The 19,067-nt window shown below is 61.8% G+C and carries 15 protein-coding genes, 2 tRNA genes and 1 pseudogene; 6 read left to right on the forward strand and 12 right to left on the reverse strand.

The genetic code is table 11. The annotated features are described in order from the left end of the window. Nucleotides 1-113, reverse strand: a pseudogene (locus Q1Y33_RS06205) (TetR/AcrR family transcriptional regulator); the annotation flags it as partial. Between the two features lie 570 nt (nucleotides 114-683). Here Q1Y33_RS06205 and Q1Y33_RS06210 point away from each other — a divergent pair. Next, nucleotides 684-1,274 (forward strand): DUF308 domain-containing protein, encoded by a 591-nt coding sequence (locus Q1Y33_RS06210; protein ID WP_300798877.1) that lies wholly within the window; start codon nucleotides 684-686, stop codon nucleotides 1,272-1,274. A 188-nt stretch (nucleotides 1,275-1,462) separates the two neighbouring features. On the opposite strand, the gene Q1Y33_RS06215 is transcribed toward Q1Y33_RS06210, so the two are convergent. The 10 genes from Q1Y33_RS06215 to Q1Y33_RS06260 form a co-directional block, all read right to left on the reverse strand. Continuing rightward, nucleotides 1,463-3,778: a hypothetical protein gene (locus Q1Y33_RS06215; protein ID WP_300798878.1), complete on the reverse strand. Its 2,316-nt coding sequence runs from the start codon at nucleotides 3,776-3,778 to the stop codon at nucleotides 1,463-1,465. A 12-nt stretch (nucleotides 3,779-3,790) separates the two neighbouring features. Next, on the reverse strand, nucleotides 3,791-4,315 hold the full coding sequence (locus tag Q1Y33_RS06220) for a DUF3868 domain-containing protein (RefSeq protein ID WP_300798879.1): 525 nt from the start codon (nucleotides 4,313-4,315) through the stop codon (nucleotides 3,791-3,793). A gap of 6 nt (nucleotides 4,316-4,321) precedes the next feature. After that, nucleotides 4,322-4,918: a DUF3575 domain-containing protein gene (locus Q1Y33_RS06225; protein ID WP_300798880.1), complete on the reverse strand. Its 597-nt coding sequence runs from the start codon at nucleotides 4,916-4,918 to the stop codon at nucleotides 4,322-4,324. A gap of 431 nt (nucleotides 4,919-5,349) precedes the next feature. Next, complete coding sequence (locus Q1Y33_RS06230) at nucleotides 5,350-5,499, reverse strand: hypothetical protein (protein ID WP_300798881.1); 150 nt, start codon at nucleotides 5,497-5,499, stop codon at nucleotides 5,350-5,352. Between the two features lie 64 nt (nucleotides 5,500-5,563). Further along, nucleotides 5,564-6,148 carry a sigma-70 family RNA polymerase sigma factor gene (locus Q1Y33_RS06235; RefSeq protein ID WP_300798882.1) on the reverse strand — a complete coding sequence of 195 codons (585 nt, stop codon included), beginning with the start codon at nucleotides 6,146-6,148 and terminating at the stop codon, nucleotides 5,564-5,566. 270 nt (nucleotides 6,149-6,418) lie between these two features. Beyond that, the gene (locus Q1Y33_RS06240; RefSeq protein WP_300798883.1) at nucleotides 6,419-7,318 is read right to left on the reverse strand and encodes a cation diffusion facilitator family transporter; all 900 of its coding nucleotides are present in this window, start codon (nucleotides 7,316-7,318) and stop codon (nucleotides 6,419-6,421) included. Nucleotides 7,319-7,488: 170 nt separating this feature from the next. Next, entirely contained in the window at nucleotides 7,489-8,973 is a 1,485-nt protein-coding gene (gene proS / locus Q1Y33_RS06245) for a proline--tRNA ligase (RefSeq protein WP_300798884.1), read from the reverse strand. 188 nt (nucleotides 8,974-9,161) lie between these two features. Beyond that, nucleotides 9,162-9,860 (reverse strand): hypothetical protein, encoded by a 699-nt coding sequence (locus Q1Y33_RS06250; RefSeq protein WP_300798885.1) that lies wholly within the window; start codon nucleotides 9,858-9,860, stop codon nucleotides 9,162-9,164. Between the two features lie 183 nt (nucleotides 9,861-10,043). Next, nucleotides 10,044-10,601: a flavin reductase family protein gene (locus Q1Y33_RS06255; protein ID WP_300798886.1), complete on the reverse strand. Its 558-nt coding sequence runs from the start codon at nucleotides 10,599-10,601 to the stop codon at nucleotides 10,044-10,046. Between the two features lie 241 nt (nucleotides 10,602-10,842). Further along, nucleotides 10,843-10,924: transfer RNA gene (locus tag Q1Y33_RS06260), tRNA-Leu, on the reverse strand. 100 nt (nucleotides 10,925-11,024) lie between these two features. Here Q1Y33_RS06260 and Q1Y33_RS06265 point away from each other — a divergent pair. The 3 genes from Q1Y33_RS06265 to Q1Y33_RS06275 are packed head-to-tail and all read left to right on the forward strand — an operon-like array spanning nucleotide 11,025 to nucleotide 14,680. Continuing rightward, on the forward strand, nucleotides 11,025-12,581 hold the full coding sequence (locus tag Q1Y33_RS06265) for an FAD-dependent protein (RefSeq protein WP_300798887.1): 1,557 nt from the start codon (nucleotides 11,025-11,027) through the stop codon (nucleotides 12,579-12,581). Then, complete coding sequence (locus tag Q1Y33_RS06270; protein ID WP_300798888.1) at nucleotides 12,578-13,609, forward strand: glycosyltransferase; 1,032 nt, start codon at nucleotides 12,578-12,580, stop codon at nucleotides 13,607-13,609. Before Q1Y33_RS06265 ends, Q1Y33_RS06270 begins: the two co-directional genes overlap by 4 nt. A 15-nt stretch (nucleotides 13,610-13,624) precedes the next feature. Further along, nucleotides 13,625-14,680: a CDP-glycerol glycerophosphotransferase family protein gene (locus tag Q1Y33_RS06275; protein WP_300798889.1), complete on the forward strand. Its 1,056-nt coding sequence runs from the start codon at nucleotides 13,625-13,627 to the stop codon at nucleotides 14,678-14,680. A 1,140-nt stretch (nucleotides 14,681-15,820) separates the two neighbouring features. On the opposite strand, the gene Q1Y33_RS06280 is transcribed toward Q1Y33_RS06275, so the two are convergent. Beyond that, entirely contained in the window at nucleotides 15,821-16,555 is a 735-nt protein-coding gene (locus Q1Y33_RS06280) for an RsiV family protein (RefSeq protein ID WP_300798890.1), read from the reverse strand. A gap of 143 nt (nucleotides 16,556-16,698) precedes the next feature. Between Q1Y33_RS06280 and Q1Y33_RS06285 the strand changes: the two genes are divergently transcribed. Both Q1Y33_RS06285 and Q1Y33_RS06290 read left to right on the forward strand, forming a co-directional pair. Next, nucleotides 16,699-16,770: transfer RNA gene (locus Q1Y33_RS06285), tRNA-Glu, on the forward strand. Between the two features lie 304 nt (nucleotides 16,771-17,074). After that, on the forward strand, nucleotides 17,075-19,039 hold the full coding sequence (locus tag Q1Y33_RS06290) for a PCMD domain-containing protein (protein WP_300798891.1): 1,965 nt from the start codon (nucleotides 17,075-17,077) through the stop codon (nucleotides 19,037-19,039). Nucleotides 19,040-19,067 lie beyond the last annotated feature (28 nt).

Consider the following 19,067-nt stretch of genomic DNA (forward strand, 5'->3'; position numbering starts at 1 on the left):
GTCTTGGTCAGTCCGCAGGCTCTGGCAAGCGTGATGATGCTTGCCTTCTCATAGTTCATCCTGACAAATACCCCGAATGCCCTGTCAATGATTTCTTCCCGGTTTGTTATCATACACCTTTGTTTTTAATAGGACACGAAGATACGGATTTTATTTCAATCATTTGCAACACAGTGATTTTTAGTGCAAGGTGCAAGCATATATCTATATATATGGCTTGCACCTTGCACTAACCCCAGAATATTTATTATCAACTACTTGTTCATTTCAAAATAAACTTGTATCTTTGCACCTGAAAGTTACGCAGGCAGACAACGGTCAAAGTCGGACAAAAAAGCGATTGAAAATCGTTACTGTTTCGTTACCTTAATGAAGTATTGAATAAGAAGTAGCTAAAATACAGGCGGTTAGAGTTATAGGTTCAAAACCCTGTCTTTCCGCCGGAAGCGGGCTGCAACGATGTTGCGGCCCGCTTTTTTGTTGTTGTCGCCCGGTGATGAAACAGGACTGACCGTTGAACAATAGGTTGTTCCTTCAGTTACGTGTTACTTGCGCAGCCGATGGCTCCCCAATGTGTATTCCTGTTCCGGAATCACGCCGAAGCCGGAGACTGAACGAGTTTCGGGGAGGAAATGAGGACTCTGGTATGCGATTTGCTTCGCATGGCGGAAAACCCTTATCGCATGAACAACATCACCTCTCTGATCGAACATTCGAAGCAGGCCATCCGTTTTTGGTGGCTGCTGCTCGTCGTCGGCATCGCGCTCTTCGCCGCCGGGCTTCTCGTCTTCGCCTTCCCCGCACGGAGCTATCTGGGCATGTCCCTGCTCTTCGGCTGGCTGATGCTCCTCTCGGGCCTCCTCGAGGTCATCCTCTCCTCCACGAACCGACACTTCATCACCGGACGCGGATGGATGCTTGCCGGGGGTATCATCGAGCTGCTTCTCGGCCTTATCCTCATCTTCAACGTCGCCCTCTCGGCCGCCACGCTGCCGGTTTTCCTCGGATTCTGGCTCCTGCTGCGGGCCTTTGGCGCCATCGGCCTCGGCGGCGACATGCGGGCGCTGGGCGTCCCGGGGGCCGGATGGACCCTTGTCAGCGGCATCCTGCTGCTGATATGCTCATTGTGGATTCTCTTCCGTCCGCTCGAGTTCGGGTCGACGGCCGTGGTTGTCTGGGTCGGCGTCTCGCTCTTGTTCGCAGGCATCGCCGCCGTCTCGCTCTCCCTCCAGCTGCGGCAGGCCCACCGTTGTTTCGCACACGATGCCTGTTGACGCTTCGCCGGCGTTCCGGCGGGGCGCCCCGAATATGGAGATACGCAGGCGGGAGACTTTTGTCTCCCGCTTTTTTGTCGTCTTTGTTCAGCCCCCCCCCTCATTCCGCACGGCCCGTCGCCCGAAACAGGCGGGGCCTCCTTGTTGAAAAGGAGGCCCCGCCTGCATCTTGTCTGCCGGCAGCATCGTCAGTAGTTGTCCTGGAAATCCTGCTGGTCGAGACCGTACTTGCGGATGAGGTAGGAGAGTTCCGGATCGAGGTTGCCCCGGAACTTCAGGTTGCTGCGCAGTTCGCAGGCCCGGAGGAAGTGCTGTACGGCCTCCTCCTCGTCGCCCAGACGCGCCGAGATGATCGACAGCAGGTATTGCTCCTCGGCCGTCCAGTCGACATTGGGCTGGGCCATCAGCACGCGGTAGGCGGCCTTGTTGTAGCCGAGCGACATGTAGGCGATGGCCGTGTTGCGGTCGTCGTAATCGCGCAGCGTGTTCAGGGCCTCCTCGTAGCGGCGCTTCTTCAGCAGCTCGAGGGCGTCCATGTAGCGCTGGTCGACTTCGGTCGTGTAGACCGTATCCTGCTTCTGGCCGCGGCGGTGCAGGTTGAAGCGGAAGTCCACGGCACGCATCTGCGGGTAGATGTTCTTGCGCATGTGGGCGTAGGCCTTCGGGTACTTCAGGCGGATGCGGTATTCGCGGGCGTCGGGGGCCGTTTCGCGGTCGGCAATCATCGCCAGCACCGCCTCCTTGTCCGCAATCACCGTGTCGGCGCGTACCAGCCGGGCCAGTTCGTCCCAGTCCTCGGCCAGCCACTCCGTGCGCAGCAGGTTCGGCAGGTCGGGGAGCTTCTCCTCCTCGTCGCCTTCGACGACGACCTCCTTGCCCTCCTCATCCAGCGTGACGTAGGCCTTGACCGACTCGTTGCGCAGCGAGTCGTAGAGCGGGCGGAACTCCTCGACCAGCACGCTGCGCAGCGCTTCGGCGCGCTCGCGGGCCAGGCGGTCGTTGATCCGCCACGTGCCTTCGGGCGAGGAGGTTGCGCGCAGCGAGATGCTGTCGATGATGTAGATCGGGTCGAGCATCAGGTCGCGCGTCAGGTTGCGCACGGCACGCACCTGCGAACGGTTCTCGGCCGTGGTGTCGAGTTTCGCACGTCCCGACGGGAAGGTGAAGTAGAAGCGGGCGTTGGCCTCGGCGTCGCGCAGCACGATGCGGTGCATGTAGCGCGTGCGTTCGTCGAGGAACGAAATCATCGACTTCACGCTGAAACTCAACGTGTCCGAATGGCGCATCTCGTAGCGGTCGCCGCGGCGATTCTCGACGCCTCCCGAGAGGTAGACGAGCAGTTTGTCCGTGTTCTCGTTGGCCTCGACCTGCTGCGAGTAGTAGAAGTCGATGCGGTGGTCCGGTCGGAAGATGACCGTGTCGAGCCGGGCGTTGGGGAAGATCGGGTGGTGCACGATGCGTTTGTAGACGGCGCTGCCCTTGCCGCCCTCCTGCTGTGCCAGCCCGCGCACCTCCGCCGTGGCGAAGACATCCTCGGCGGCGTTCGGAGCAACGTAGTACCGCGACTCCGTCAGGTTGCGGTTGATGACGCTCGTGTCCGTCTCGTGGAGCATGTCATAGACCTTCGGGCGCCGGCGGTTGGTCCAGTCGACGCGCTGCGACGCCAGGGTGCGGACCTGGAGGTTGTCGGCGCGCTTCACCTCCGCGGCGACGCGCTGCGGCGTTTCGGAGAGCGATTGCAGGTAGTTTTCGCGGGCGCGTCCTCCGTCGACGGGATACTCTCCGTCGACGCGCGTGTAGATGTCGCCGCCCGGCAGCACGTCGACCGTGTCGAAGCGGAAGCGCGGCGTCAGGTAGTCGGTCAGGTGGTCGAACTTGTCGTTCGGGTCCGGAATGTAGGTCACGCGCCGTGCGACGCGGTTGTCCGTCGACCGCACGTAGCGGCGCAGATTCCGAATCAGCCCTTCGTGGGCCTTGTCGTAGCGGTCGTACTCGCGGCCCTGCATGCGGCCGTACCGGTCACCCCGGTAGACCAGCGGGTCGAGCGGATGCGCCTCGCCGTGCTGCCCCTCGCGGATCCAGGGGTTGAGCACCAGCTGCCAGTCGCGGGCCAGCAGCGTATCGGGCACCGAGACGATGAATTCGACGTTGATCTTGCCGTTGCGCTCCACGAGGTTGCGGCTGCTGCGCGCGAGAATCTCCACGGCGTCGATGTCCAGCGCCCACATCTGTTCGTTGGTCGTTGTGTCGACGATGACGTTTTCCGTGGGGATGAAGACGCGCGTCGTGCCGTCGATGTTCGTATAGTGAATCTCCCTGGTCGGTTCGGTCTGGTGCCGCTGGGCGTTCTTTGCCGCTTCGATGTCCTGCGAGGCGTGCCGGGGCAGGTTGAGGGGCGTCTTGGGGTCGCTCTCCGCCAGCTTGTGCAGGTTGCCGCAGCCCCCCAGCAGGGCAATGGCGGCCAGGAGCGCGCACCCTCCGATGATATGGTATCGCAGTCTCATGGTTCCGGCTTGTTATTCGTTGACCGAGGCTGCGGGTTTCGTCTCCGCGACATCCACCGCACCGTTGACGTCGACCGTGAAGACACGGCTCCGGCGCCCCGGGTTGGTCAGAATCTGCCGCAGCACGAGCGTGGCGTTGTCCATCCAGCTCTCATAGGGAATGCGCATCTCGTAGCGGACCGACTCCGGCTCCGTCTTGCTGTCGACGTTGATGACGATGTAGGGCTGGCGCTCGACCAGGTGGCGTCCGTTGAGCACCAGCCGGCGCTCCATCATGTGCTGCTGGTAGCGGCCGTTGACGAGGATGTGCGGAAAGAGCTTCATCGACCGGCGGTCCGGCGTGCTCAGCTCGGGAATGATCGTCCAGCTCTGCGAGCGCGTAACGGCGTTGGCCGATACCTGGATGTCCAGTACCAGATGGAGCGTGTTGCCCTCCTTGCTCAACACCTTGCGCGTCACGGCAAGGTCCCCGACGAACTGGGCGCGGAGCGTTGTGGCCCCCATAAGGAATACGAGGATAAGGAGATATTTTTTCATGATGCGTTATTTCTTGGAGTTGAACAGATAGACGAACGAGAAGCCGATTTCGGTGGGAACGGGCAGGTAGCGCACCGCATTCGTGTAGCTCTTTTTCCGCAGGGCGGGGTTGGTCGGCTCCCAGTGGTACTTGATGCGGGCCAGACCCGCGCCGCCCGAGATTTCGAGGTTCCAGTGCGGGCTGAGGTAGAACTGGTAGCCGATGCTCACGCCGCCGGCCATGAACGAGCCCGTGAAGTAGTTGGTTTTGAAGCGCGTCAGGAAGCGGTCGCCGATGATCGGGATGCGGAATCCGCCCACCTCGAAGCCGCCGCCCATGAGGTGCACGCCGAAGAACAGGCGCGTGTATTTCTCGGTTACCCAGTAGCGGTATTCGGGACGGACGAACCAGTGCTGGATTTTGTTGTCCGCGCCGATTGTCCAGGGGTTGAGGTTGAAGGTGGCGCCGATTGTCGAGTGTTTGCTCACGGCGACCTCGGCTCCGGCGTTGATCGTGGTGGTCATCCAGTAGAACAGGTTGGACTTCACAGCAACCTGTTGTGCCGATGCGGCCGTCCAGCAACATACGGCCGCGAGAAATGACAGAAAAACTCTCTTGTTCATATTCGAATCATGTCTGTTGTATGTCCCAATGTACGCGAAAATACGAAAAAGATTGCTCCTTCCCGTTTTTTTAGGCGATTTTCGACGCAAAATTCGTCAGAATTTGCCGAATGTCCGGTATCATATATGTTACTCATGTGTATTCCAAAAAAAATTACAAAATTGAAACATAGTTGATTACGCATGTGTCCGCGACGGTCCGGCCGGCATAATCCATTGAAAGGGAGTTGGGTACAAATGTGTAGTGACCGAAACGCTCCCGGCCTTTGTTTTTTCGGGAATCATCCGCCCCGGGGCGGCAATGCGGGGGAGGGCGGGGCGCCGGGGATGTGCCCGTGGGGGCTGTCCGGCTGCGGGCGCATGCGCCGCAGCGGAACCCGCAAAAAAACGAAGGGGGCCTTGCGACCCCCTTCCCCATCAAAAATTAACCCTTAAAAATTATCCCCTTTTCGGAAGATTTCCGTGAGATAGTGGTGGAGATAGAACAGATCCGCATCCCCTTGTACCACTTCTCTCAACATCAGCTCTTCGTCCTCGGAGATGCCGTTGTTTGAAAACTCCGTTTTGTCAATTTCCTCCATAGGCAGTGTTCCGATTGGTTGTTCGCATATAAAACGGACACGGCCGGGGAATATTGTGCCGGAATCAGCAAAGCACCATATTTTTTTCCTTGATCATCTTGCGCAGGTTGATCAGTGCGTAGCGCATGCGGCCCAGGGCCGTATTGATGCTCACGTCGGTCTGCTCGGCGATATCCTTGAAACTCAATCCCGAGAAGTAGCGCATCATGACGACTTCGCGCTGTTCCGCCGGGAGCTGTTCGACCAGGGCGCGGATGTCGCGTTCGACCTGGTCACCGACCATCGCGTCCTCCACGGTGCGTTCGGCGAAGCGCAGCGTTCCCAGCACGTCGTATCCCGCATCCGTCTCCGTGACGGTCTTGTTCTGCCGCTGTGCACGGAAGAAGTCGATCACCTGGTTGTGGGCGATGCGCAGAATCCACGAGAGAAATTTGCCGTTGTCGGTATAGCGTCCTTCGTCGATGACGCGGACAACCTTGATGAAAGTCTCCTGGAAGATATCGTCGGCGATGTCGCGGTCCTTGACCATCATGTGGATGTAGTCGCGGACGCGGCGGCTGTGACGTTCGATGAGTTTCGATATGGCACTCCGGTCGCCTGAAAGGTAGTGATTAAGCAACGTCTGGTCGCTCAATACCTGTGCGTTCATACTCTTTTTCTCCTTTTGGTTAAGAGTAGAATTCTGTTCCGATAGGCAATCCGTTTAGAGTTTATCGTTCTGTTTCCGTGTGTGTTGACCCCTTGCCAGTTTTCCTGTTTCCGGGTTTTCAGGTTGGCAAGATAGCTTTTTTTCTCCGAAAATCCAAATTTTTCCCCTGTTCTTCGTCTGCCGTCGGGTTCTGCCGTGCGTTTTGCAAATACCGTGCCGCGAAATCCGACCGTCCCGGCTGTTTGTCTTCCCGCCCCGTCCCGGCCGGCGCTATTTGAGCGGTTCGACGTGGATGGCGATCATCGTGCCTTGGCCGAAGCGGTCGCGCAGCCGGCGCTCGATGTCGACGGTCAGGGCGTGCGAGTGGGCGACGCTCATCGAGCCGTCGACCCGCACGTGCACCTCGATGGCGATCGACGCCCCGATGCGGCGCGTGCGCAGGTTGTGCGGCGCGCGGATTTCGGGATTGGCCGTGACGATCGCGAGAATCTCCCGTTCCGTATCTTCGGGCAGCGATTTTTCGAGCAGTTCGCCCAGCCCCGTGCGGATCAGGTCCAGTGCGATCTTGAAGATGAACAGCGCGACGACCAGCGCCGCGATCGGGTCGGCGATGCGCCACTTCTCGCCGAGGAAATAGGCGCAGCCGATGCCGACGAGGGTGCCCAGCGACGAGAGGGCGTCGCTGCGGTGGTGCCAGGCGTTGGCCACGACGCTCGGGCTGTCGATTCGTCGGCCGACACGCACCGTGTAGCGGTAGAGCACCTCCTTGGCGATGATCGAGACGACGGCCGCCACCAGGGCGACGGCTCCCGGACGGGGCAGCGTGCCGCCCCCGGCCACCGTGCGGATCGAGCCGATGCTCGAGGCGAGAATCCCGGCGCCGACGACCGTCAGCGCGAGGCTGATGATGATCGTGGCGAGCGTCTCGTATTTGCCGTGGCCGTAGTCGTGTCCGTCGTCCTGGGGCTTGGCCGAGATGCGGGCGAAGGCGATGACGACGACGTCGGTCGCCAGGTCGGAGAACGAGTGTACGGCGTCGGCCACCATGGCGCCGCTTCGCCCCACCATGCCGGCGACGAGCTTGGCCGCCGAGAGGAGGAGGTTGACGATGAATCCGACGAAGGTGACGCGGTAGATCTCTTTTTTGCGGGTTTGTGTATCGACTGCCATCTCTGTACGCTGTGAATGTGGTTGTGGTGCGATGTGCGGTCCTGCGGGGCATCCTCCGGACGGCGGGGCTCCGGCGCCGCTCCGGTGTGCCGCGGGTCGCAGGCCTCCGATGAAAAGAGTTCCCGAACGGGGGTCCGGGAACTCTGCGTTTGTCCGCGCGGCGGCGGGGATCAGTAGCTGCGGGCGAAGAGCACGCGGCGGTGCGACGGCTTGCCCGAGTAGATGCAGGTGCCCTCCTCGTCGACGACGTCGAGCGGAATGCAGCGGATCGTCGCCTTCGTGGCCTCCTTGATGGCCACCTCGGTCTCGACCGTGCCGTCCCAGTGTGCCGAGATGAAGCCGCCCTTCTCGTCCAGCACGCGCTGGAACTCCTCCCATGTGTCGACCTTCGTGATCATCGAGTCGCGGTAGGCGAGCGCCTTGCGGTAGATGTTCTCCTGAATCTCGCCCATGAGCTTCTCCACGAGCTCCGCGAGGCCCTCCTGCGGGACGGTCTCCTTCTCGAGCGTGTCGCGGCGCACCAGCTCGACCGTGCCGTTCTCCATGTCGCGGCCGCCCATGGCCAGACGCACCGGCACACCCTTGAGTTCGTACTCCGAGAACTTGAAGCCCGGACGGACGTTGTCGCGGTCGTCGATCTTCACGCTGATGCCGCGCTTGCGCAGCTCGGCAGCGATGGCGTCGAAGCGCCCGCAGATGGCCGCCAGCTGCTCGGCGGTCTTGTAGATGGGGACCATGACGACCTGAATCGGCGCCAGCTTCGGCGGCAGGACCAGTCCGTTGTTGTCCGAGTGGGCCATGATGAGGGCGCCCATCAGACGTGTCGAGACACCCCACGACGTGGCCCATACATACTCCAGCTTGCCCTCCTTGTTGACGTACTGCACGTCGAAGGCCTTGGCGAAGTTCTGCCCGAGGAAGTGCGACGTACCGCTCTGCAGGGCCTTGCCGTCCTGCATCAGCGCCTCGATCGTGAGCGTGTCCTCGGCGCCGGCGAAGCGCTCGTTCGGGGACTTGTGTCCGACGATGACCGGCAGCGACATCCACTCGCGGGCGAAGCGCTCGTAGACGTTGATCATCTTCGTAGCCTCCTCGACGGCCTCCTCACGCGTGGCGTGGGCCGTGTGTCCCTCCTGCCAGAGGAATTCGGCCGTGCGCAGGAACAGGCGCGTGCGCATCTCCCAGCGCACGACGTTGGCCCACTGGTTGCAGAGGATCGGCAGGTCGCGGTAGGACTGGATCCAGTTCTTGTAGGTGTTCCAGATGATCGTCTCCGACGTCGGGCGCACGATGAGCTCCTCCTCGAGCTTGGCGTCGGGGTCCACGACAACGCCCTTGCCTTCGGGGTCGTTCTTCAGGCGGTAGTGCGTCACCACGGCGCACTCCTTGGCAAAGCCCTCGACGTGGTGCGCCTCCTTCGAGAAGAACGATTTGGGGATGAACAGCGGGAAGTAGGCGTTCTGGTGCCCGGTCTCCTTGAACATCTTGTCCAGCGCGTCGTGCATCTTCTCCCAGATGGCGTAGCCGTAGGGTTTGATGACCATACATCCGCGGACGGCCGAATTCTCGGCCAGGCCCGCCTTCACCACGAGGTCGTTGTACCACTGCGAGTAGTTCTCGTCCGACTTCGTCAGGTCCTTGAGTTCCTTTGCCATAGTCAAATATTTTTTGTTTTGTTTTTTCGCTTCGTTTTCAGACGGCAAATATACGAAGTTTCCTTGTAACCGGAAACATTGTGCGCGGGAAAATATGCGGATCGGCCGCCGGGCGTGACGTGTCGGCGGCATGTTCGTGTGGCCGGAGCCGTTTGTGCGGGCTGCGGGGCTGTTCGGGCCGCGGCGGATCAGCCGATGAGTTTCAGCAGGCGGTTTGCGGGCGCGTCGGGAAAGAGGGTGCAGAAGTGGTCGCGCAGCCGGAAGAACGACTCTTCGGGCGTGCGGTCGGCGGTCAGCGGCCCGTAGAGCGTCTCGGGCGCCGTGTAGCGGGCCACGCCCCAGCCGTAGGGATTGTCGTGGCGGTCGAGGTTGTACTCGAAGTCAGCGATGACGAGCCGCATCTCCATCTGCAGGCGCGTCAGCACCGGGTCGAGCGAGATTTTTTCATCCTCCGGGACCTCGGCGGCGAGGTCCCGGGCCGTGCGCCGTCCGCGCCCCTTGGCGAATCCGAGCATGCGGCGCAGCTCCTGGATGGTGGCCGATCCTTCGACCTGAATGGTCTGCATGACCACGTCGTCGAGCGCCGCCGTATCCTCGTCCGGCGCCAGCGGCCGCGAGCGCCGGTAGTTGGCCCAGTCCGCGAGCCACTCGCGGCTGACGAAGCCCGCCTTGCGGTTGAAGAACTTGCCGTAGGCGCAGTGTCCCTCGCGGATGACGGGGCCTTTCCACTCCCAGGCCCCCTCCTCGTCGGTGAACCAGTATTCGGGGGCGATCATCTCCTCGATCGAGAAGCCGGGGATGCCGCACCGGAAGAAGGGCAGGAAGCCCAGCTCCAGACAGCGCTGCTCCACATCGGCTGCACTTTCCAGACGTTGTTTCATGTTCATGGCAGCTTGTATCATTTCATTGACGGTTCATCGGGCCGCTCCGTCCCCTTCGGGAGGCGGCGGCCCGCATCATAACGCAATTAACCCGATTCTCCGTATGCCTTACATGCACGCGATTTCCCTATATGGTTTTCGGGAATTTCATCCCCGTTTTGTTCCGGCTGGCCGGTTTGCACGGGAAGGTTACTTCAGCTCCTTGCCGCAGGAGAAGGCCTTGCCGGCCGTGTCGCCCAGCTCGACATATTCGAGACGGATCGGGTCGTAGGTGATCGGGCGCAGCTTGCGCGGGTCGATCCGGCCGTCGGTGAGGATGCTCTCGTCGGCAGAGACGTTGACGATGCGGCCGACCAGATGGCAGCTCCCGGGGTCGTAGGAGAGCAGTTCGCACTCGAGCGCCATCGGCAGTTCGTCGATCAGCGGGGCGTTGACGTGTGCCGAGCGCGTGGCGTGGAATCCGGCCCGGGCGAACTTGTCGGGGACCCTGTTGCCCGAAACGATGCCCGCATAGTCGCAGGCCGTGACCTGCCCGACGGTGGCCATGCTGACGGTGAAGGCCCGCGTCGAGAGGATGTTTTTCGTGGTTTTGTGTTCCGCGGCAAGGCAGATGCCGATTGTCTCGTCGGTGAACATCCCGCCCCACGCGGCATTCATGACATTGGGCACGCCCGCTTCGTCGTAGGCCGCCACGATCAGCACCGGCATCGGGTAGAGCCAGCTTTTCGCTCCGAAATCCTTTCTCATGTGGATACTAATAAATAAAGTGCGTGAATTTTTACGAAAATTACAAGAAATCGGGAACTCTTCAAAATTCCCGTCCCGATTTTTGTCTGCGCGGCTGGGCGGCGTGCGGCGGCTGTCCCTCCCTTCGGGTGCCGGTGCGGCTCTCGGTGTCGGCGATGCCTCCCGTGCGGCGGTTTGCGGTGTGACCGGTCCGGCGGGGACCTGGATAATGAAAAGGGAGCCCCGGCGGAGGCTCCCGAAGTGCGGATAAAGGGACTCGAACCCCCACGCCGTAAGGCATCAGATCCTAAGTCTGACGTGGCTACCAATTACACCATATCCGCGTTGACTGTCACAAAGGTAGACAAAAAAAACGAAATCGCAACCGCACTTTGGCTGCAGTACGGCTTTTTTCGCTATTTTTGCACATAATATCGTGCGATCATGCCCCGTCAGATAACCCTTGTGCTCACTCCCCGTCAGGCTGCCGAAGCCGAAACCTACACCTCGCTGGCTGCGCGGCAGGCCGGTGTGGCACGTGCCGACGTGGCGCTGGTCCGGGTGGTCAAACGTTCGATCGACGCCCGGCAGCGACAGGTCAGGGTGAACCTCACGCTCGAGCTCTACATCGACCGCGAGCCGCAGCCCGCACCCGTGCATTTCGACTATCCCGAGGTCGGCGGCCGCACCGAGGTCATCATCGTCGGTTCGGGACCCGCGGGACTGTTTGCCGCGCTGCGGCTCATCGAACTGGGGTTGAAGCCCGTCATCCTCGAGCGGGGGCGCGACGTCTCGGCCCGCAAGCGCGACATCGCGCAGATCAACCGCAACGGCGCGGTCGACCCCGATTCCAACTACGCCTTCGGCGAGGGCGGCGCCGGGACCTTCTCCGACGGCAAGCTCTTCACGCGCAGCAAGAAGCGCGGCGACTACAACAAGGCGCTGCAGACGCTCGTCTTCCACGGCGCATCGCCCGAAATCCTCTACGAGGCACATCCCCACATCGGCACCGACAAGCTGCCGCGCATCATGCAGCGCATCCGGCAGACGATCCTCGACGCCGGGGGCGAGTTCCTCTTCGAACGGCGCGTGACCGACCTGCTGCTGCACGACGGCCGCATCCGGGGCGTCTGCTGCGGCGACGAACGGATCGAGGGGGCCGCCGTGGTGCTGGCGACGGGCCACTCGGCGCGCGACATCTACGAACTGCTGCACCGCCGCGGCGTGCGTCTCGAGGCAAAGCCCTTTGCCATGGGCGTGCGCATCGAGCATCCGCAGGCGCTCATCGACTCGATCCAGTACCACTGCCCCGAGCGGGGCGAATACCTCCCCGCAGCCTCCTATTCGCTCGTGAGCCAGGAGGGCGGCCGCGGTGTCTACTCCTTCTGCATGTGTCCGGGAGGCTTCATCGTCCCGGCCATGACCGACGCCGCGCAGTCGGTCGTCAACGGCATGTCGCCCAGCGGCCGCACCTCGCCTTTCGCCAACTCGGGGCTCGTCACGGAGGTGCGCCTGGCGGACTTCGCCCACCTCGAACCCCAATGGGGCGTGCTGGCGGGGCTGAAGTTCCAGCAGGAGTTCGAGGAGCTGGCCCGCCGCATGGGCGGCGAGCACCAGATCGCCCCGGCGCAGCGTGTCACGGACTTCGTGGCCGGGCGCGCCTCGACGTCGCTGCCCCGCACGTCGTACATCCCCGGCATCACCCCCTCGCGGCTCGACAGCTGGATGCCCCGCTTCATCGCGCAGGGGCTCCGCGCCGGGCTCGGAACCTTCGGGCGCCGCATGCGGGGCTTCGTGACGCCCGAGGCCGTCGTCGTGGGGGTCGAGTCGCGCACGTCGACCCCCGTGCGCATCCCGCGCGATCCGCTGTCGCTCATGCACCCCGAAGTCGTGGGGCTCTTCCCGGCGGGCGAGGGGGCCGGTTATGCCGGCGGCATCATCTCCGCGGCACTCGACGGCGAACGCATCGCCGGGGCGGTGCGCAACCATGTATTGAAATGAACGATCTACCGATGGATACACCCCACATGCAGCCGCCGCAGCCGGCGGTCTCGATCATCATCCCGGTCTACAACCTCGAGCAGTACCTCGACGCCACGCTGGAGTCGGTCGAGCGGCAGACCTTCGCCGACTTCGAGGCGATTGTCGTGGACGACGGCTCGAAGGACGGCACCCGTGCCGTCGCCTGCCGCCATGCCGAACGCGACCCGCGCATCATCGTCGTACACAAGGAGAACGGCGGCGTGGCCCGCGCCCGCGAGACGGCGCTCGGGCGGGCCCGCGGACGCTACATCACCTTCCTCGACGGCGACGACCTCTTCGAGCCGGAGATGCTGCAGCGCCTTGTCGAGGCGATCGAACGCTCGGCGTGCGACATCGTCTGCTGCGACTACAAGCGCATCAGCTCCTCCTACGAGGCCCCCGTCCGCTCGGGCCGCACGGGCGAGATGTCCGGCATGGAGTTCCTCGAGGCGCTGCTCTGCAACGAGGTGTGGGGCGGCCTCTGGGGCAAGCTCTACCGGCGTGCGCTCTTCGGGGAGGGGATTCGTCACTATCCGTTGCGGCTGTGGCAGGATGCCGCGGTGAACATCCAGATTTTCTGCCACAACCCGCGCGTGTGCTTCATCGACTACGTGGGCTACGGCTACGTGCAGCGCGCCGGGTCGTCGAACCACAGCCGCCTCGACTTCGACTACTGCCGCCTCTACTGCGAGACGCTCGCGGCCGAGCTGCGGCGCCATGACGCCGAGCTGGCGGGCCGTGCCGACTACTTCGCCACGCTCAACACGCTGCGCGTCTACCTGACCTACCTCTGCAAGAGCCGCAGCCCGTGGGTCGGTGACAGCGCGCTGGCCTGCGACCTGCGGCGCGACGTCGCCCGTTTCCGGCAGGAGGTGCGCCGCCACTACTCCGCCGTGCGGCTCGCACTGCTCACGCTCGACCGCCGGCGTGCGCTGCGGCCGCTCGTCGTGCTGATCGTCACGCTCCTGCGCTGGCGCAAGAGCCTCGAACGTCGTTTGTCCCGATAAAAAACAGCCGAAGCGATGAAAAAGTACCTGATGTTCGTCTCGCTGCCCTATGCCTATCCGATCATGCGGCCCCTGCAGCGCGAAATCCGCCGCCGCGGCGACGACGTGGCGTGGTTCATCGAGGAGGGGTGCCCCGACCAGCTCGCGGAGGGCGAGCGGCGCCTTGCCACGATCGCCGAGGTCCTGGAGTACAACCCGATAGCGGTCTTCGCCCCCGGAAACCACATCCCCGACTTCTTTCCCGGGGTGAAGGTGCAGCTCTTCCACGGCTATCCCATCAACAAACGCAACGACCGCCGCGACGACCACTTCACCGTGCGGGGCTGGTTCGACATCTACTGCACGCAGGGCCCTTCGAGCACCGGGCCGTTCCGCGAGCAGGAGCGCCGTTACGGCTACTTCCGCGTCTACGAGACAGGCTGGACGAAGGCCGACGACTACTTTTCGCCCGCGATGCAGTCGCCGCCGCACAACGCGCGGCCCGTCGTGCTCTACTCGACGACCTTCACGCGCTCGCTCACCTCGACGCCCTACCTGGCCGACGAGATCGAACGGCTGGTCTCGGAGCGCGACTGGGAGTGGATTTTCATGTTCCATCCGAAACTCGACGACCGTGCGGTGCTCGACCGCTATGCCCGGATCGCGGCGGAGCACGACAACGCCACCTTCCTCGGCACGACCTTCGACTTCGGGGCATTGCGGCGCGCTGACGTGCTGCTGTGCGACAGTTCGTCGATCATTCTGGAGTTCATGTTTCTGGACCGTCCTGTCGTGACGTTCCGCAATTCCCACCCGGGGCCTTACCTGATTGACGTCCAGCGGCCCGAGGAGGTCGGGCCGGCCCTCGAACGGGCGCTGTCGCGGCCCGAGGAGCTCATGCGGGCGATCCGCGCCCACACGATGGAGCACGAGCCGCACCGCGACGGCCGCTGCTCGGCCCGCGTGCTCGATGCCGTCGACGACTTCCTCGCCCGCGGGCGCGCCGGGCTGAAGCGGCGGCCGCTGAACCTGGTCCGGCGGATCAAGCTGCGCCGCCGGATGGGCTATCCCCTCCTGAAAGGGCTTTTCTGATACTTATTAATATATTATATATAGGCCGCCCGGTTTATATATAGGTCGCCCGGTCGCCGCACCGTCTTCCTCCTTTCGGCGCCCCCGGCATGCGGTCCGGTATCCGGGCGGCCGGGAGCCGTATGGCCTCCCGGAGGAGTGCTTGCGGCATCGTGAGGATGCGCCGGAAGGACAGGGCGGAGGTGTGGCCGTAAGTTATTGTAAATCAAGTGGTGTGCGAGCGTCTTATAGTGGTATATTAAAAAAATATCAAAATTTTTGCAAAATTTTTAATAAAAATTTGCGCGGTTCGATTATTCCGCTTACCTTTGCAGTGAAGTTTTAAGGTTCATTTAGGTTAGTAGTTTTAGGTTGGTGAGGAAACTGTGGATGACGGACGATCAGTCCCGATTCCGGGTTTCCTTTTTTTGTGCCCTTTTCGCGGCATTTTCGCCGGCAGCGGTGCGGGGCGGTTCCCTCGGAGACCTCTCCCTGCCGGTTCCCGGTCCGATGCTTTCCCGTTTGCCGTCGTCCCGTTCCCCTGTCCGCTGTTTTCCCCGTTTGCCGCCATTCCGTTTCTGGCCCTTTTGTCGGCCGTTTGCAGGAAGAACCCGCGAATGGCCCGCTTCCGTTATGGCCTGCCCTTTTTTGAGCGGCCCGTCCGCCGCGGCTGTCGGATGTCTGTCATGCCGGCTGCGCCGCTTGTTCGTTGCCGCGTTGCAATGCAGCTCACCTTGTCGCGAATCCGGGAACCGCAGGCGGCCCTTTCCCTCCTCCCCGTCTCCATTTTGCGCATTGTCTGCTACCGCAGACCCGCCCCGCAGTGCCGTTCAGCAGGGGTGTGAGGCTTCCAATGTTACCAAATTGTTAAATATATTTAATATATTCATAAAATATTTGCATAATTCAAATTTGGCCCGTATCTTTGCAGTGAAGTTTTAAGGTTCATTTAGGTTAGTAGTTTTAGGTTGGTTGAGGAAATCGGCAGGTTGCAGCGGAGTTTGCCGCTGCTAAGACTCGGGACGGTGCTCGTCCGCTGAGTCGAATACCTCCGATTGAACCTCTTTTCGAAGGGGGTGGTTCCCCGTCGAAAGAAAAGGTCCAAGTCGTGATGACTCGGACCTTTTTTTGTCTCCGCCCGTGGCGGTTCGGCGGCCGGGACTATCGGCGCAGCTCCTGCAGCTCCTCGTTCGAAAAGTGCACCTCGATGCTTCCCGCGGCGTAACAGCCGATCTCGTAGGGGTTGTACAGGAAGGTGATGCCGTCGGGTGTAACGAGGAAATTCTCCGTGACGGCGATGTAGTCCGGAAAGAGCCCGGCCGCGGAGAGCCCGGCATCGTCCGTCACCTGGTAGCGTTCGAGGAGCTTCGTCCGGATGCGTGCGTCGAGCGCCTGCAGCTGCTCCGTCGTGAAGAGGTCCGCCGTGCAGAGTTCGTAGCCGTCGCGCAGCGAATAGTTGTGGTATTCCGTGTCGTAGGAGCCGTGTGCGCCGCCCAGGTAGCTCGACCGCACGATGACGTAGGTAACGAGCGTGTCGACCACGGCGCCCCGGGATTCGACCGATATCTCGCACGCGCGGGCGGCGGGAAGGTCGGGCAGGCAGTTCGCCGCGATCTCGTGCAGGGCGCTGTCGGCCGCCTCGGCGGGCGTACCGGAGAACGCCTCCAGTTCGAAGAAATAGCCGATGTTGGCCCGTTCGACGGTCTGCAGGGCTTCGGCTTTGGCGGCGTTGCGGATCGAGGCGAAGCGGTATTCCACGCGGCATGCGGCCGTGCCGTGCTGCAGGAGCGTGTCGATGCACGTCTCTCCGAAGTCGGGTTGTACGGGGCGTTTCGAGCAGCCGGCGGTTGCGGCGGCAAGGGTTGCGAGCAGGATGATGCGGATGCCTGTTTTCATGGTGACAGCGTGTTTTGTCCGTCGTAAAGATAGGCAAAAAGCCCCTGCAGCGACAAAAAATGAAAAAAAAATTGCAGTTTTTGTCAGAAAATTTTGGAGTTTTGAAAGAAGGCGCTATCTTTGCACCACGAAAAAACCAAAACGGTGGATTCATCTAAGGGTTAGGATACATGCCTCTCACGCATGACATAGGGGTTCGAATCCCCTATCCACTACAAGAAAACGACTGCTTCGGCAGTCGTTTTTTTGTTTTCTCTCTCTGTGCGGGCCTGCCTCCCTTTCGCAGCATGCCGCACATCCGGTCCGAAAGATATTGCCCGGAGTGTTCGCAACCCCTTTTTCTGCGTTTTCTGCCGGTTTTTCCAAAAAGGTTCGTGATGAAAAATCGGGAGTTGGTGATTGTCCTGTCCCGGATTCGTTGAATTAATTTGCCGCCCTTGCTTCCGGGCGCTATTTTTGCACGGTAAACGGTAACATGAATGTTTCAATAATAGGTTTACTATGAGAAAAATATTGACTATGGCGGCAATGCTTGCCGCTGCGACCGGTATTTTTGCCGGCTGTAACAAGAGTGACGACGGGGCCGGGAAGCCCGGCGTCCCGACGATCGAGCTCGCCGGTGCGAGCATCGACCAGCCCCAGGAGATGGTGCAGGACATGACCGTGCAGGTCAACGTGACGGCTCCGGGCAAGATCGAGGAGCTGACGATCTCGATCGACTCGCCCTTCCTGACGGACGAGATGCTGGCGATGGTGGGTCTCTCCAGAAGTTTCAGCCTGGCCAATCCGGCATCGGCCGATGTCGCCGAGGGCCTTGCCTCGCTGGGACTGCCCGTAGGGGACGCAGTGCTCGGTCAGACGGCGCTGTCGATCGACATTTCGCGTTTCGTGCCCCTTATCATGGTCTATGACCAGACATCGGACCACAAGTTCGGCGTGACGGTGACCGACCGTGCCGGGCAGAGCGTGACCAAGACGCTGACGCTTCACCTGACCGAAAGCGCCAAGGCTGCGCCCGTGATTACGCTCGTCGACGGCGATATCGACGCCGTACAGGAGATCGAGGAGACGATGTCCGTGGTGGTGTCGGTCGTGGCGCAGGCCAAGATCGCCGGTTTCACGGTGCAGATCGACTCGCCGGCACTGTCGCCCGTGATTCTCGGCGCCATCGGCCTTTCGGAGACGCTCGATCTGGTGAATCCCGGTTCGACGGCCGAGACGCTTCAGAGCCTCGGCTTCCCCGTCGGGGACCAGGTGCAGGGCCAGGGCTCGGTATCGTTCGACATCTCGGCCCTTGTGCCCATGATCGCGATGATCTATAACGAGGATTCGGACCACAAGTTCGTGCTCACGGTGACCGACACCAAGGAGCAGACCACGTCCAAGACCCTTACCTTCCATCTGACGGCCAAGCCGACGCTCGCCTATAACGACGACGCCGACCTGTGGGCCAATACGGCGACGGTGACGGCCGAGCACCTGCCCGACGGCGCGACGGTGCAGTACCGCGTGAAGGATGCCGCCGAGTGGCAGAATGCGGAGCACGTCGAGGGTGACGTCTATCGTCTTGCCCCCGTCTGGAACGCCTCGACGAACGAGGCCGGGCTGAATACCTACACCATTGCGGAGGGTACGGGCGTCTTCGCTGCCTCGGACTACGAGGTGCGCGTGGCCAAGGACGGAGCTGCGCTCGTTGCTGCGGAGTTCAAGACCGCCGATGGCGACGCGGTTCCCAACGGCGACATGTCGGGCTGGTCGAAGAAGCAGATGACCACCGACAATGTGACCTTCTACCCGATCACCTATCCCAATGCCGAGGGTGACAACTTCTGGGACAGCGGCAACAACATGTTCCTCGAGCAGTACGAAGAGTCGGGTGAGCCCAAGATCTACACGCCGCTCTGCTACGAGGAGGAGGGCGCTGCCGTGCTCATGCCCCGTCTGGTGCTGGGTGCGATCTTTGCCCCGGGCAACATGTATACGGGACAGTTCGTTTACGAAGGCTTCAGCGGCACGGCCTGCTTCGGCCAGCCCTACGAGTGGACGGCGCGTCCGCGGGCGCTGAAGGTGCGCTGCAAGGCGACCGTCGGCACGATCGACAAGGTCGGTTCCTTCGATCCCGACGGTGCGTCGTACAAGGATCAGCAGGACCGTTCGTACATCTTCGTGGCGGTGGTCGACTGGACGGCACAGCATGGCGTCAGCTCGGGTATGACGGCCCCGACGGGCATGTGGAATCCTGCCGAGACCTCGTCCGTCGACGAGGGTGCGATCCTCGGCTACGGCCAGCAGGTCATCAGCGAGAGCACGGGCGACTGGGTCGAGTACGTCATCCCGGTGTTGTGGTATGACAAGGAGGCGGCCAACCCCTCGTCGTCAACCTGCTCGCTCGTCATCTCGTGCGCCACGAGCATGCGCGGCGACTACCTGACGGGCAGCTCGCAGAACGAGATGCGTGTCGACGACTTCGAGTGGGTCTATTAAAATTACGGAAGGGCATCCCGAAGCCGGG

It is taken from the genome of uncultured Alistipes sp. (assembly GCF_949296715.1).
GTDB lineage: Bacteria > Bacteroidota > Bacteroidia > Bacteroidales > Rikenellaceae > Alistipes.

What these genes read in the sequence shown, in the direction of transcription:
- Q1Y33_RS06210 (WP_300798877.1), top strand. Translation starts at nt 684, where the DNA reads ATGAACAACATCACCTCTCTGATCGAACATTCGAAGCAGGCCATCCGT.
- Q1Y33_RS06215 (WP_300798878.1), bottom strand. Translation starts at nt 3,778, where the DNA reads ATGAGACTGCGATACCATATCATCGGAGGGTGCGCGCTCCTGGCCGCC.
- Q1Y33_RS06220 (WP_300798879.1), bottom strand. Translation starts at nt 4,315, where the DNA reads ATGAAAAAATATCTCCTTATCCTCGTATTCCTTATGGGGGCCACAACG.
- Q1Y33_RS06225 (WP_300798880.1), bottom strand. Translation starts at nt 4,918, where the DNA reads ATGAACAAGAGAGTTTTTCTGTCATTTCTCGCGGCCGTATGTTGCTGG.
- Q1Y33_RS06230 (WP_300798881.1), bottom strand. Translation starts at nt 5,499, where the DNA reads ATGGAGGAAATTGACAAAACGGAGTTTTCAAACAACGGCATCTCCGAG.
- Q1Y33_RS06235 (WP_300798882.1), bottom strand. Translation starts at nt 6,148, where the DNA reads ATGAACGCACAGGTATTGAGCGACCAGACGTTGCTTAATCACTACCTT.
- Q1Y33_RS06240 (WP_300798883.1), bottom strand. Translation starts at nt 7,318, where the DNA reads ATGGCAGTCGATACACAAACCCGCAAAAAAGAGATCTACCGCGTCACC.
- proS (WP_300798884.1), bottom strand. Translation starts at nt 8,973, where the DNA reads ATGGCAAAGGAACTCAAGGACCTGACGAAGTCGGACGAGAACTACTCG.
- Q1Y33_RS06250 (WP_300798885.1), bottom strand. Translation starts at nt 9,860, where the DNA reads ATGAACATGAAACAACGTCTGGAAAGTGCAGCCGATGTGGAGCAGCGC.
- Q1Y33_RS06255 (WP_300798886.1), bottom strand. Translation starts at nt 10,601, where the DNA reads ATGAGAAAGGATTTCGGAGCGAAAAGCTGGCTCTACCCGATGCCGGTG.
- Q1Y33_RS06265 (WP_300798887.1), top strand. Translation starts at nt 11,025, where the DNA reads ATGCCCCGTCAGATAACCCTTGTGCTCACTCCCCGTCAGGCTGCCGAA.
- Q1Y33_RS06270 (WP_300798888.1), top strand. Translation starts at nt 12,578, where the DNA reads ATGAACGATCTACCGATGGATACACCCCACATGCAGCCGCCGCAGCCG.
- Q1Y33_RS06275 (WP_300798889.1), top strand. Translation starts at nt 13,625, where the DNA reads ATGAAAAAGTACCTGATGTTCGTCTCGCTGCCCTATGCCTATCCGATC.
- Q1Y33_RS06280 (WP_300798890.1), bottom strand. Translation starts at nt 16,555, where the DNA reads ATGAAAACAGGCATCCGCATCATCCTGCTCGCAACCCTTGCCGCCGCA.
- Q1Y33_RS06290 (WP_300798891.1), top strand. Translation starts at nt 17,075, where the DNA reads ATGGCGGCAATGCTTGCCGCTGCGACCGGTATTTTTGCCGGCTGTAAC.